The following is a 14,025-nucleotide window of genomic DNA, read 5'->3' on the forward strand; positions in this document are numbered from 1 at the left end:
TGGCGAACAAGGCGTTACGGATACACTGGCGAAAGTGTCTCAGACAAGGGGGTGCGCCCGTGCAGGACGCGACAATCCATCGGTGCGGCCGCCTGCTCGCCGCCGCGGCGGCCGCGCTGCTGCTGGCGGGCGCGGGATGCGGTGACCCGCAGCCGCCCTCGCCGCCGAAGACGTCCAAGGCCACGACCCAGGCCGCCGACCAGCCGCCGCTGCCGGTGCCCTCGGCGGGTGACCTCAATGCCGGATTCGTGCTGGCACTGGATCCGGGCACGCGCCCGGAACTGAAGGCCGGGGCCATCGAGGGCACCGATATCGATCCCGCGCTGCCGGAGCGACTCACGGACGCCGCGAAGGGCAACAACGTACAGATGACCGTGACGGAGGTCCAATATGTCGGCGACGGCGTCCTCAACGCGCTGGCCGACCTGACGGTGAACGGCCGGCCGATCGAGGGCAAGACGACGATCCCCTTCGTCGCCGCCGGCGGCCGCTGGAAGCTGCAGAAGGCGTGGGTCTGCCAGATGCTGGCCACCGCGAACCTGCAGTCGCCCGCCTGTCCGGTCTGATATGCCCTCCCCCACGCCCGTGCGCGCGCGGCTGGACCGCTGGCGCGTGTTCAGCGTGCGCGAGCTGCTGCTGCATCCGGGCCGCACCGTCGCCGCGGTGCTGGTGATGGCGGTCTCGGCCAGCTTTCTCGTTGCGGTGCTGGCGATTTCGGGCTCACTGTCGGGCACGGTGCGACAGCTCGCCGACAGCGTCGCGGGCGATGCCGCGCTCGAGGTGTCCGGCATCACCGCCTCCGGATTCGACGCCCGCCTGGCCGAGGACGTCGCCGCGGTGCCGGGCGTCGCCGCGGCCGTGCCGATGATCCGAGCCCAGGCGACCACAGACTCCGGCCCGGCCATGCTGATCGGCACCGACGCCTCGGCGGCGCAGCTGGACAGCGCCCTGCGCGACGCCGTCGACCGGCAGCTCGCCGCCCTGGTGTCGGCGCCGAACAGCGTGCTCACCGGCCCCGCGCTGAATCATCCGCAGGGCACGTCGATACGGGTGGGCGACGGCCGGGTCACCGTCGCCGGGGCACTGGCCGGGGCGTCGGCCGGGCGGATCAACGACGGCCACTACGTACTGGCTCCGCTGCCGCTGGCGCAGCGGCTGACCGGGCGCACCGGACACCTGGACGCGGTGCTGGTGACACTGCGGCCCGGCGCCGACCCCGCCGCGGTCCGAGCGGGGGTCACCGATGTCGTGGCCGGGCGGGCCGTGGTCGGCGATCCACTGCAGCGAACGGCCCAGACCGGCAACGGAATTCGCATCGTGCAGTACATGACGCTGATGGGCGCGACCGTCGCCTTCGTGGTCGCGGCGTTCCTCATCTACACGGTCATGACCATGGCGGTCAGCCGCCGCCGGGCCACGCTGTCGATGCTGCGCGCGATCGGCGGGCGGCGGACGACGCTGGTGTCGAACCTGCTCGCCGAGTCGGCGGTGCTGGGGTTGATCGGCGGCCTGCTCGGGGCCGGGCTCGGCGTCGCGATGGGCATGGTGGCGGTCTCCAGCCTGCCGACGGTACTGCTGCAGGCGGTCCAGGCGCGGCTCGAATTCTTCCTGCCGTGGTATGCCGTCCCGCTCGCCGTGCTGGCGTCGGTGGCCACCACGACCGCCGCGGCCGCGATGGCCGCGCATCAGATCTACAAGGTGTCTCCCGTGGAGGCGCTGGCCCCCGCCGAGGCGGCGTCGACCACCGGCATCCCGCGCTGGCTGCGGTTCGCCGGGCTGGCGGGGGCGGGCGCGCTGGTGGCGGTGGCCTACGCGATCCGTGCCGTCCGGCCCGGCGAACTCGTCGCCTCCGCCGCGGCGTTCGCGCTGTTCTTCGGCGCGGGAATGGCGTTGTGCCTGGGCCTGACCGAGCCGATCATCGCCGCCACCGCCGCCGTCGCCCGGCTCTTCCGGGCCCCGGGGGAACTCGCGGCGACGACGGTGCACCGCTCCCGCATCCGCGTCTGGGCGACCCTCATGACGGTCTTCATGGCGGTGGCGATGACGGTCACGATCACCGGGGCCAACCGGGACCTGCTGACGGCGGCGCGCGACTCCCTCGCCCCGCTCGGGCAGGCCGATCTCGTCGTGTCGACGAACCCACCCGGCGAACTCCCGCTCGGTCCGCGACTGCCGGATTCGCTTGCGGGACAACTGGCCCGGGCGCCCGGCGTGGAGCGCGTGGTCGAGGGGCAGACGGCGTTCGCCGGAATCGGCGATGTCAAGGTGCTGCTGGTCGGTCTCGGCGCGGGCACCTCCGATCCGCTGTATCACGTGGTGAGCGAACAGGTTCGGTCGGATCTGTTGGCGGGCCGCGGGGTCGTGCTGTCCCGCGACCTCGGTACGGCCCTGCATGTCGGCGCCGGTGATGTGCTGCCGCTGCAGACCCCGACGGGTGTGCGGCCCGTTCGAGTGCTGGAGCTGGTGTCCTACCTGTCGGTGCTGACCGGCACGATCGGCATGGATATCGGGCAGATGCGAAGCTGGTTCGACCTTCCCGGCTCGACGACGATGCAGATCGATGCCGTCCCCGGCACCGACCCGGGGGCGCTGGAGCGGGCCGTGCGCGCGGCGGCCCCGCCCGACGCGCACGTCTACACCGGCGCGCAGGCGCTCGAGGGTGTGCAGGGTTCGGTCCGGCAGGGTGGCGCGGTCGCCAATGCGCTGTGGGTGATCGTCGTGCTGATTTCCGCTGTGGCGCTGTTGAATACGCTCACGCTGTCGGTGCTGGAACGACGGCGCGAGATCGGCGTGCTGCGCGCGATCGGCACCACCCGGCGGTTCGCGCTGCGCATGGTGCTCGCCGAGGCGGCCGGAATCGGGTTGATCGGCGGGCTCATCGGTCTGGGCTTCGGCGTTGCGGCGCAATACTTCTACGACTCGGTGACGCCGGGCATCCTGCATTTCGACGTGCCCTACCGCCCCGGCCCGTCGGCGATCGGCTTCGCGGCCGCCGCCCTGCTGCTGAGCCTGCTCGGCTCGATTCCCCCGGCGGTGCGCGCCGGTCGCATCGCCATCATCGAGGCCATCGAGGTCGGCTAGTCCGGGAAAGGTAAAGGCGTGCTCGAACTCCACGACATCCGCAAGAGCTACACGATCGGCACCCAGCGCGTCCCCGCGCTCGACGGCGTGACCATGACCATCGATCCCGGCCTTTTCGTGTCCGTCGTCGGCCCGTCGGGGGCCGGTAAGAGCACCCTGCTGCACATCCTCGGCGCACTCGACACCCCGGACGCGGGCTCGATCCGCTTCCGCGGCAACGAGATCGGTGCCCTCGACGATCGGGGGCAGTCGGAATTCCGACGCCACCGGGTGGGCTTCGTCTTCCAGTTCTTCAACCTGCTGCCGACCTTGTCGGCCTGGGAGAACATCGCGATCCCGAAACTGCTCGACGGCCGCACCCTGCGCTCGGCCAGGCCCGCCGCGCTGGAGTTACTGGACCTGGTCGGCCTCACCGGTCGCGCCGACCACCGCCCGGCCGAGCTGTCCGGCGGCGAGATGCAGCGGGTGGCGGTGGCGCGGGCGCTGATCATGGATCCGCCGCTCATCCTGGCCGACGAGCCGACCGGCAACCTGGATTCCAAGACCGGCGTGGCGATCACGCGGCTGCTGGCGGATATCGCCCACGACGGCGGCGCACGCTCGGTGGTCATGGTGACCCACAACCTGGAGGCCGCGGCGCGGACCGACCGGGTGATCACGCTGCAGGACGGCCGCATCAGCGGCTCCGCGGCACCGGCAGATTCCGAGCGGGAGGTCCGATGAACGACAGCGACAATGCGGTGGACTACGAGGTGATCATCGTCGGGGCCGGATTCTCCGGCATCGGCTCGGCAATCCAGTTGCAGAAGGCGGGAATTCACGATTTCGTCATCCTGGAGAAGGCGGACGACATCGGCGGAACCTGGCGCGAGAACACCTATCCCGGCGTCTGCGTCGACGTGTTCAGCTGGGGGTACTGCTATGCCTTCGAGCCGAATCCGAACTGGCAGCACACCTTTGCCCGCGGGCACGAACTCAAGGCCTACGCGGACCACTGCGTGGACAAGTACGGCCTGCGCCAGCACCTGCGGCTCAACACCGAGGTCACCAAGGCGGGTTTCGACGAGGGCCGTCACCTCTGGCGGGTCGATACCGCGGTCGGCTCGCTGACCTCACGGTTCGTCATGATCGCGCCCGGCGGTTTCAACCACCCCAAGCGACCCGATATCGAGGGACTCGACGACTTCGCAGGCACCGTGATCCACAGTGCGCGTTGGGATCACGACCACGACCTCACCGGCGAGCGCGTCGCCGTCATCGGCACCGGCGCGTCCGGGGTGCAGCTGATACCGGAGGTCGCGAAGGCGGCCGAGCGCCTGCACGTATTCCAGCGCACGCCGATCTGGTCCCATCCGACCTTCGACGTCCGCATCCCGCGCGCGCTGCAGACGGTATTCCGCCGCTTCCCGAGGCTGATGCTGCTGCCGCGACTGCTCAACAATCTGGCCATCGAGACGTTCTTCTTCTTCGGGATCCGGTTCAACGGGCCCTGGCTGGTGACGCTGATGGAGCGACTCTCGCTGGCCATGCTGCGCATTCAGGTGCCCGATCCGCGGGTGCGGGCCGCGCTGCGGCCGAATTACCGGTTCGGGTGCAAGTTTCCGGCGCTGTCGAACCGGTACTACCGGACCTTCGCCCGCCACAATGTGGAGCTGGTGACCGCGCCCATCGAGCGGATCACCGAGACCGGCATCGTGACCACCGACGGACAGCACCGCGAGATCGATACACTCGTGCTGGCCACCGGTTTCAAGATCTACGAGCGCGACGTGCTGCCGCCCTTCCCGGAGGTGGGCCGCGACGGTGTCGAACTCGGCGAGTTCTTCGAGGAGAACCGTTATGCCGCATACGAAGGCACCAGCCTGCCCGGCTGGCCCAACGCCTGGGCCATCCTCGGGCCGTACGCCGTGACCGGTTCCTTCTTCCTGATGATCGACAATTCGACCACCCACGCGGTGCGCTGCATCCTCGAGGCCCGCCGCCGCGGCGCGACCTGTGTCGAGGTCAAGCAGGAGCCGCATCGCCGCTTTTTCGAGGAGATGGTGCGGCGGCAGGGCAAGAGCCTGTTCTACAACTCCAATTGCGAACGCGCGCACAGCTTCTACTTCGACAAGTTCGGCGATGTCGCGCTGATCCGGCCGTCCTCGGGCGTCTCGGCCTGGTGGCGGGCACGCCACTTCCCGATGGACGACTACGAATTCACCTCGCGCAGTGGCCCTTCGGAGCGTTGAGAGTCAGCGCCAGAATTTCCGTCGCAATCCGGATCCGCGTGCGACCGGCGCGGATTCGGGTTCGGAGCCGACGGCACCGACCAGGGTCCCCATGTCGTAGTAGTCGCGCCACGCGGTGATGACCGCGCCGTCGATCTCGAAGACCCCCATGACCGGTAGCTCGATCTCGCGGGCCGGGCCGCGCAGGATGTCGGTGCGCTCGTTCATGACCAGGCCGCCGCTGGTGATCTGGTGATGGATGTCGATCCGAATGGACTCGAAGCCGAACAGGAAGCGCCCGATGAAGTCTCGGATCGCCGGGCGGCCGACGATGGGCGGCATCGGGCGATTGTGGTAGACGGCGTCGGCGGCGAAGTAGGCGCCGATCCGATCCGGATCCCGGTCCGGATCGGACCAGCGGTCGAACATGGCGCGCACGATCTCGTCGGGACTGGTCATGCCAACTCCGTTCTCCGGCACTACCGTCCCTCGATTCACCCCCGGGCCCCACGCCCGCGTCAACCCCGGCGAAACCCCTACCGCCCCGTTCCCGCACTCCGTACAAGTTCCCGCACCCGCTGTGGCGTCGGTCAGAGGTGCGAGAACATGTACGGGGTGCGGGAACTCGGCCGCCGGCCACAGTGGGTGGTGCGGCCCCTCATCGCGCCGCACCACCCACCAGCCAGAGATCGGGGGCGCCGGATCACGGCAGGGCTGGAGGTTCGATCCCCAACTCCGCCAGACGATTTCGGTACACCTCCACGTTGGCGAGCTTGACTCCCTCGTAGCCGCGCACCACGTCGTGCAGCCCCGCTGCCTCGACGGCGCGGCCGTACTCGGCACCGAGCGTGTCCGACAGGGCCAGGACCATCTCGGTGTAGTGGGCGAGCAGGGCGCGCTCGACCTTGCGCACGTGCATGTAGCCGAAGGGATCGAACCTGGTGCCGCGCAGTCGCTTTCCCTTGGCCAGGACCTTCAGCGCGAGGTGGCTGCGGGGGCCGAAACCGACCTTCTTGTCCCGGCCCAGCGCCCGCAGCACCGGCGGGTGCAGGCGATAGGTGAGGTTGGCGCCGTCGGGCACCTGCGCCGCCACCTCGTCGAGGAAGGCCGGATCGACCAGGCGGCGCGCCACCTCGTACTCGTCCTTGTAGGCGGTGAACTTGTACAGCCCGCGGGCAGCCTGCTCGGTGAACTCGGTGCGGTCGGTGACCCGCCGCTGCGCCAGCCAGAGGCGTTCCATCGTCTGCACGTACTCCCGTGCCACCCGCACGCCTTGGAATCCGATCAGCTCCGTGGCGCGCACCTCGATCAGGCGCCGCGTCTCCCCCGTCGCCGACAACCTGTCGAAAAGATCTGCCGGAACCCGGGTTTCGACGCGCGCACGCTCGCGGGGCGCGGTCGCCGCGGCGAAGTCCTCCGGCCGCGCGATCGCCGCGCGGCCCCACCGGAACGCCGCGATATTCGCCTCCACCGCCACACCGTTGATCTCGATGGCCTCCTCGATCGATGCCGCGGGCAGCCGCAGCCCGCCGAGCTGGTAGGCGGCGCCGACCAGCAGGAAGTTCGCGGCGGCCGTGGTGCCGAACAGCGTTTCGGCCGCGGCCAGCGCGTCGAACGACCGCACCGTGCGCGAGACCCGCTCCAGCCGCGCCAGCAGCGAGCCGGTCTCCGGGTACTCGATCGCCTTGTCGTACACCATGTCCCCGGTCGGCGTCTTACTGGTCGACGCGACCGACAGCGTCGTCTCGGCGGACCCGTAGGCCAGGTTCTTGGTGTCGGCGGCAGCCAGCAGGTCGAAGGCGACGATGCAGTCCGCCGAGCCCGGCGTGAGCCGGTTGGACGGCTCCAGCGCACCCGGTGCGAACCGCAGGTGCGACACCACCGGCCCGGCCTTCTGGCTCAGCCCGATCTGGTCCAGGCTCGCGACCTCGTATCCGGCACGCATCGCCGCCGTCGCCAGCACCTGGTTCACGGTGACGATCCCGGTGCCGCCGATACCGGCCAGGAAGACGTTCTGGGTGGCGGTCGGCGCGGCGACCCCGAGGTCGTCCAGCTCCGGCGGTGCGGGCCGATTCCTCTTGCGCCGCTTGGCCTTACCTGGTTCCGGCAGCTCCACGGTCACGAACGACGGGCAGTCGCCGTTCAGGCAGCTGTAGTCGGTGTTGCAGGAGGTCTGGTCGATGCGGGTCTTGCGGCCGAACTCGGTGTCGACCGGCTGCACCGACAGACAGTTGCTCTTCGTCCCGCAGTCGCCGCAGCCCTCGCACACCGCCTCGTTGACGACCACCCGGGTGCGCCGCACCGGCAGCGTGCCGCGCTTGCGCTGCCGCCGGGCGTCCGCCGCGCAGTGCTGGTCGTAGATCAGCACCGTCACGCCCGGAATCTCGCGCAGCGTGCGCTGCGCCTCGTCGAGCCGATCCCGGTGCCACAGCCGGGTTCCCGGCGCCAGGTCCCGCTTGCGGTACTTCTTCGGTTCGTCGGCGCAGATGATGATCTGCCGGACGCCCTCCACCGTCAGCTTGTGTGTCAGCCGGGGCACCGCCAGCGCGCCCTCGGCGTCCTGGGCGCCGGTCATCGCGACCACGTCGTTGTAGAGCAGCTTGAAGGTGATGTTCACCCCCGCCGCGATGCACGCCTGCACCGCCAGCTGCCCGGAGTGGAAATACGTTCCGTCGCCGATGTTCTGGAACAGATGCGGCACCTCGGTGAACGGCGCCTGCCCGATCCACTGCGCACCCTCGCCGCCCATCTGGGTCAGGCCGGTGACCTTGCTGTCCTCCCGTCCCGACATCGTGACCAGGGTGTGGCAGCCGATGCCGCCGCCCGCCAGCGAACCCTCCGGAACTCCGGTGGAGCGGTTGTGCGGGCAGCCGCTGCAGAAGTACGCGGCCCGTTTCGCGGGCAGCACGGACAGCGACAGCGGTTGCGGCAGTGGCTGGTTCATGTCGACATACCCGTCCAGGGCCCGGCGCAGCGGCTTGGCGATCCGCCCGGCGGTGAGCTCGCCGTCCTGGTCGAACAGCGGCCGGTTCGCGTCGTCGCGCTTGCCGATGATCCGCGGCGCGCCGGCGGTGCCGTACAGGATGTCGCGCAACTGGGTCTCGATGAAGGCGGTCTTGTCCTCCACCACGATCAGCCGGGACAGCCCCTCGGCGAAGGCCCGGACGGGTTCGGGGGCAATGGGATACGGCATTCCGATGCGCAGCAGCCGGATTCCGGCGCGGTGCAGTTCGTCGTCGTTTACCCCGAGGTCGAGCAGCGCCTGCCGAACCGCGTCGAATGTGGTTCCGGTGGCGGCGATTCCGACGGTCGCGCGGGCCGGGTTCACCTCCACGACATCGAGTTCGTTCAGCGCGCTGTATTCCTTGACGATCTCCCAGCGCGGTCCGTACAGGTCGGCCTCGGCGAGCACGCTGTCGGTCGGCGCCGCCATCGGCCGCTGCCGGTAGGTGAACGGCCTGCCCTCCCAGTCGATCTCCGGAATCAGGGTGTCGATGTCCCCGACGCGGCCGTCCACGGTCCAGGCGCCGTCGGCCACGTCGGCGACGATCTTCAACGCCACCAGGCATCCCGACGCCCGCGACAGGGCCACCCCGTGCAGGCCCATGGTGATGATCTCGGAGGCGTTGCGCGGGAACAACACCGGAATGTTCAGCGCCGCCAGCGACCGCTCCGATACCGCGGGCACGGTCGACGATTTCGAGGCCGGATCGTCGCCGACGAGCAACAGCACGCCGCCGTTCGGGTTGCCGCCGTACATGTTCGCGTGGCGCAGCGCGTCGGTGGCGCGGTCCAGACCCGGTCCCTTGCCGTACCAGACCCCGACCACGCCGTCGTGCGTCGCGGCGCCCGCGGGCAATTCGCCCTGACTGCCCCACACCGAGGTCGCGGCCAGTTCCTCGTTCAGTCCCGGCACGAACCGGATGTCGTGCTCCGCCAGCACATCCGGCATCGCGTCCAGCATCCGGTCCACGCCGCCCAGCGGCGAACCCTGATACCCGGAGACGAAGGTGCCCACCCGGCGCCCCGAACGCACGTCGCGCACGTGCTGCTCGACCAACTGCCGCGCGATCGCCTGCACGCCGGTCAGGACGACGGTCCCGGCGCCGACGCGGTAGCGGTCGGCGAGGTCGTACGGTGCTGTGATCAGTTCGCGGTCGGCGAGCTCGGTCATCGATTCCACCCGTTCCGTTCGGCGCCGGTCGGGCGCCTCCCTTGTTGAGCATTCGTCGCCGCCATCCTGTCTCCAGAGCGCTGAATGAACAATAGGAGGATTTGAAGTTGAGCAATGTGCGCAATTGCTGGTCTCCCGAATGGGCAGCAGCTATGCAGGGTGTGGGGTGAAATGTGACCCGGGACACCCACCCCTCACCGGCTACCAGGAGGCGGCGACGCCCCGGTCGCGCCACGTGGTGCCGCGGCGCTCGTACTCGAAAAGTTCCTCGACGGCGTGCGCGACCCGCGGGCCGACCTCGCGTTCCAGCAGATAGAGAGCCACGTCCAGGCCGGAGGTGACCCCGCCGCCGGAGATCAGGTCGCCGTCGTCCACGACGCGGGCGCCGACCGCCCGCACGCCCGCGGCCTGCAGCCCGCCGAGCGCCATGCGATTGGTGGTGGCCACGCGGCCCTCCAGCATCCCGGCCATCGCCGGAATCAGCGAACCCGCGCACACGGTGGCCACGGTCACCTGCGGGCTGTCCGTCGCCTTCCGCAGGAGCGCGGGGAGTTCGGTGGTCAGCGCGCGGGCGAGCAGGACATTGATGAACTCGTTCCGCTGTCGCTCGTCGGCGTCCGCCGCGGGTTCGCCGAGACGACCGGCGGCGCCGGGAACGATGATCACGCCCGGCCGGTCGGGGTCCAGGGTTCCGGTGGCGCGCAACGTGATTCCGCCCGCCCCGCTGACCACTTCTCGCGGCCCCTCGGCCGAGACGAACTCCACCGTCACCTCCCCCGAGGCGATGCCACCGGCGTACAGCACGTCGTAGGGGGCGACGACGTCGAGGAGGCCGAAGCCGTCGAACAGGACGATCTGAGCATGCATGTAATCCTCCGAGGCGAGTGACGACCGGCGAACGCCGGATCGTTTCCGACGCTAGGTGTGCCGCCGCACCCTCCCCAGCGGTGTCGGCGCCAATCTTCAACGGGAAAATGCCCATGTCGCAGACCCGACCCCGAGCGGGCCGGAAGCTGTACTTCTCGACACAGGTACCTGTTTTCCTGCCGCGAGCGGCTACGTTTCAGCCATGCACACGGTCGCGGTTCTTGCTCTGGACCAGGTGATTCCGTTCGATCTGTCGACACCGATCGAGGTCTTCACCCGCACGCGGCTCGCCGACGGGCAGCCCGGCTACCGCATTCGCGTCTGCGCCGAACGGCGCGAGATCGATGCGGGCACCTTCGTCCTGCACGCCGAACGAGGACTGGACGGGCTCGCCGGTGCCGACACCGTCATGATCCCCGGAACCTCCGACCCCACAACGCCTTTGACGCCCGCGGTGCGCACCGCGCTGCGGGAAGCCGCCGCCGCGGGCGCCAGGATCGCCTCCATCTGCTCGGGTGCGTTCCCCCTTGCGGCCAGCGGGCTGCTCGACGGCCTCCGCGCGACGACGCACTGGCTGGCCGCCGACCGGCTCGCCGCCGACCACCCGCAGATCGACGTCGACCCGAATGTGCTCTATGTCGACAACGGACAGGTCCTGACCTCGGCCGGCGCGGCGGCCGGACTGGATATGTGCCTGCACATGATCCGCCGCGACTACGGCTCCGCGGTCGCCGCCGACGCCGCGCGCGTCTCGGTGATGCCGCTGGAACGCGAGGGCGGGCAGGCACAGTTCATCGTGCACGACCGCACCCCGGTCCCCGCGGGTTCCGAGTTCGAACCGTTGCTGGCGTGGATGCGCGAAAACCTTTCCCGCCCACTGACACTCGACGATATTGCCCGGCAGGCGAACGTCAGCACCCGGACCCTGATCCGTCGCTTCCGGGAACAGACCGGCACCACGCCGCTGCACTGGCTCCATCGCACCCGCGTCCGCCGCGCCCAGCTGTTATTGGAGACCACCCGGCATTCGGTCGAGCACATCGGCGCCCAGGTCGGTTTCGGATCGCCCACCGCGTTCCGCGACCGGTTCAAGCGCATCACGGGCGTCACCCCCCTTGCCTATCGCCGCGCCTTCTACTGACTGTGCGATGAACTGGTTGCGATATGCGAGCAGTCTGGGTAGATTCCCAACTGCTTGCAGATTGCAATCAGAAAGGCTCACGATGGCTCAGCTCGCTCGCGTTCACAATTTCACCGTCTCGCGCGACGGATACGGTGCAGGAGAAGGGCAGAGCGCCGACCGGCCATTCGGGCATGCCGATCCGGCAAAGCTCATGTCCTGGGCGGGTGCGACCGCCAGCTGGCCCAACCGCACCGAACCCGGCGGCACCCGCGGTCTCGATGACTACTGCACCCGCGAATTCAGCCGCAATATCGGCGCGGAGATCATGGGACGCAACAAGTTCGGTCCGCAGCGCGGTCCGTGGGAGAACCACGAATGGCAGGGCTGGTGGGGCGATGAGCCGCCCTTCCACACACCGGTGTTCGTCCTCACTCACCACGAGCGTCCCTCGTTCACGCTGAGCGACACCACATTCCACTTCCTGAACGCGTCACCGCAGGAAGCTCTCACGCGCGCGAAGGAGGCCGCCGACGGGCGAGATGTGCGAATCGGCGGCGGCGTCGCAACGGTCCTCGAATTCCTCGAGGCCGACCTCATCGACACCCTGCACATCGCCGTCGCCCCTGTCGAACTCGGCCGTGGCGAACGCCTGTGGAAGTCTCCCGACGAACTCCTCGACCGCTTCCACCTGGAGCAGGTCCCGAGCCCCAACAGCGGAATCGTCCACCACTTCCTCTGGCGCCGCTGACCGCAGCGCCGCGGGCTGCGTGGACCGCCGCCGTTCTCCGTCGCGGCGGAAACCCGGTCCCATACCTCAAATCCGCTGCTATGGTGCGCGGATGATCGATCTCCGTCCAGCGGAGGCCGCCGACGCACCCGAAGTCGCCCGCGTCTGGTACGACGGGTGGCGCACGGCCCATCTCGGGAACGTCCCCGATGCGCTGCTCGCCGTCCGCCCGCGCTCGTCCTTCGATGACCGTGCGGCCCAAAGGATTCCGGACACCATCGTCGCCTCCCTCGGTGGCGAGATCGCAGGTTTCGTCATGGTCAGCGGCGACGAGGTCGACCAGGTCTACGTCGACGCCACCCACCGCGGCACCGGCATCGCCGCCACCCTGCTGACCGCCGCCGAATCCCGCATCCGCGCCGCGGGCCACCCATCCGCATGGCTCGCCGTAGTCCCCGGCAATGCCCGCGCCCGCGCCTTCTACACCCGCCAGGGCTGGATCGATGAAGGCACGTTCGTCCACCAGGCCCCGGGCCCCGACGGCCCGGTCCCGGTCCCCTGCCACCGCTACGTCAAGCCACTCGGAGCCTGACGCCACGTGCGCTACACCGCCACGGCCCTGCCGAGCGGCCGCCAGGCCAGTACCGCAACGCATGTCATGATCGCCGCCGCGATCCAGAACGGCGCGACCACACCGAGTGCCTGCGCAATCCCGCCGCCGAGCAGCGACCCGAGAGCCGCGCCGCCGAGATCGAACAGCGAGTAGACGCTGCCGACTCGGCCGAGCAGATGATCGGGTACCTGCCGCTGCCGGGTCGTCACGACGATCACGCCCCAGACCATCGTGTGAATTCCGAACATCACCAGGATCATCGCGGCCGCCCAGGGTGATCGGACGACGGCGAGCGCCAGGTGCGTCGCCGCTTCCACGCCCAGTCCGGCGCGCAGCAGGGTCGCCGCCCCGAGCCACGACCGCAGCCGTCCCGCCGCCAGCGTGCCGAGCAGGCCACCGACGGCGGACGCCGTGAGCAGCAGGCCGTAACCGACGCCGGAGACTCCGAGCCGCTCGTGCGCATACAACACGAACGTCGCGAAGGCCGCGCAGAACGCCACATTGCCGACTCCCATACTCAGCGCGAGCGTCCGTAGCAGCCGGTGCCGCCACAGCCATCGCAGGCCGGACGCGATGTCTTCTCGCACACTGATATTCGCCGTCGATATCGCAGGCTTGCTCGCCGCGCGCACCGTGGCGACGAGTGCGGCGGCGGCGCAGAACGACACCGCATCGAGCGCGAACGGCACGGCCGCACCGAGTACGAACAGCCACGCTCCCAGCGGTTTCGCGAGAAACTGATTGCCGATGGTGAACGTCGCCATCAATCGCGCATTGGCATCGCCGAGCCGTTCGGCCGCGACGATGGCCGGGAGGAATGCCGCGGACGCGGAATCGGCAAGTGTCTCACCGACTCCGAGCAGAAAGAAGACGACGTAGACGACCGGCACGGTCACGATTCCGGCCGCTGTGGCGGCCACCAGCGCACCGAGCGCCGCGGCGCGCAGCACGTTCACCGTGACGATCAGCCGGCGCCGCTCGAGCCGGTCGACGAAAACACCGCTGACGAGCACGAACAGCAGCCACGGAAGCTGCTGGACGAAGGCGGCACCGGCGACCGCCGCCGGATTCGCAGTGAGTGACGCGACGAGCAGTGGACCCGCCACGAGGGTGACTCCGTCACCGATCGACGATATCGCCGACGCGGTCCAGAGCTTCGAGAAGTCCGTGCCGAGCGGCACGGTGTTTCGGGCGCGCAAAGGGAACTCCCCCGATCGGAGAAACGGTCGT

The 14,025-nt window shown here is 69.5% G+C and carries 11 protein-coding genes; 7 read left to right on the forward strand and 4 right to left on the reverse strand.

What is annotated here, in order from left to right:
* The first annotated feature begins 59 nt into the window (after window positions 1-59).
* The 4 genes from NM1_RS31150 to NM1_RS31165 are packed head-to-tail and all read left to right on the forward strand — an operon-like array spanning window position 60 to window position 5,312.
* The gene (locus NM1_RS31150; protein ID WP_084520210.1) at window positions 60-566 is read left to right on the forward strand and encodes a WKL family lipoprotein; all 507 of its coding nucleotides are present in this window, start codon (window positions 60-62) and stop codon (window positions 564-566) included.
* A gap of 1 nt (window position 567) precedes the next feature.
* The gene (locus NM1_RS31155) at window positions 568-3,081 is read left to right on the forward strand and encodes an ABC transporter permease (RefSeq protein WP_068028090.1); all 2,514 of its coding nucleotides are present in this window, start codon (window positions 568-570) and stop codon (window positions 3,079-3,081) included.
* A gap of 18 nt (window positions 3,082-3,099) precedes the next feature.
* The gene (locus tag NM1_RS31160) at window positions 3,100-3,804 is read left to right on the forward strand and encodes an ABC transporter ATP-binding protein (protein ID WP_068028094.1); all 705 of its coding nucleotides are present in this window, start codon (window positions 3,100-3,102) and stop codon (window positions 3,802-3,804) included.
* On the forward strand, window positions 3,801-5,312 hold the full coding sequence (locus NM1_RS31165) for a flavin-containing monooxygenase (protein WP_068028096.1): 1,512 nt from the start codon (window positions 3,801-3,803) through the stop codon (window positions 5,310-5,312). The genes NM1_RS31160 and NM1_RS31165 overlap by 4 nt, the downstream gene beginning before the upstream one ends.
* Window positions 5,313-5,315: 3 nt before the next feature.
* On the opposite strand, the gene NM1_RS31170 is transcribed toward NM1_RS31165, so the two are convergent.
* From NM1_RS31170 to NM1_RS31180, 3 genes are all read right to left on the reverse strand, one after another.
* Window positions 5,316-5,750 carry a limonene-1,2-epoxide hydrolase family protein gene (locus NM1_RS31170; RefSeq protein WP_068028098.1) on the reverse strand — a complete coding sequence of 145 codons (435 nt, stop codon included), beginning with the start codon at window positions 5,748-5,750 and terminating at the stop codon, window positions 5,316-5,318.
* 244 nt (window positions 5,751-5,994) lie between these two features.
* Complete coding sequence (locus NM1_RS31175) at window positions 5,995-9,465, reverse strand: indolepyruvate ferredoxin oxidoreductase family protein (protein ID WP_068028245.1); 3,471 nt, start codon at window positions 9,463-9,465, stop codon at window positions 5,995-5,997.
* Window positions 9,466-9,666: 201 nt separating this feature from the next.
* Complete coding sequence (locus tag NM1_RS31180) at window positions 9,667-10,332, reverse strand: DJ-1/PfpI family protein (protein ID WP_068028099.1); 666 nt, start codon at window positions 10,330-10,332, stop codon at window positions 9,667-9,669.
* A gap of 202 nt (window positions 10,333-10,534) precedes the next feature.
* Between NM1_RS31180 and NM1_RS31185 the strand changes: the two genes are divergently transcribed.
* The 3 genes from NM1_RS31185 (at window position 10,535) to NM1_RS31195 (ending at window position 12,774) form a co-directional block, all read left to right on the forward strand.
* Window positions 10,535-11,473, forward strand: coding sequence for a GlxA family transcriptional regulator (locus NM1_RS31185; protein ID WP_068028101.1), 939 nt, complete (start codon window positions 10,535-10,537; stop codon window positions 11,471-11,473).
* A gap of 82 nt (window positions 11,474-11,555) precedes the next feature.
* Window positions 11,556-12,203 (forward strand): dihydrofolate reductase family protein, encoded by a 648-nt coding sequence (locus tag NM1_RS31190; RefSeq protein ID WP_068028103.1) that lies wholly within the window; start codon window positions 11,556-11,558, stop codon window positions 12,201-12,203.
* A 91-nt stretch (window positions 12,204-12,294) separates the two neighbouring features.
* Window positions 12,295-12,774, forward strand: coding sequence for a GNAT family N-acetyltransferase (locus NM1_RS31195; protein WP_068028112.1), 480 nt, complete (start codon window positions 12,295-12,297; stop codon window positions 12,772-12,774).
* A gap of 11 nt (window positions 12,775-12,785) precedes the next feature.
* Here NM1_RS31195 and NM1_RS31200 read toward each other — a convergent pair whose 3' ends face one another.
* A complete protein-coding gene (locus NM1_RS31200; protein WP_068028115.1) occupies window positions 12,786-13,994 on the reverse strand; it encodes an MFS transporter in 1,209 nt (402 codons plus the stop codon).
* Between the last annotated feature and the right edge of the window lie 31 nt (window positions 13,995-14,025).

This window comes from Nocardia mexicana NBRC 108244 (genome assembly GCF_001613165.1).
GTDB classification, from domain to species: domain Bacteria; phylum Actinomycetota; class Actinomycetes; order Mycobacteriales; family Mycobacteriaceae; genus Nocardia; species Nocardia mexicana.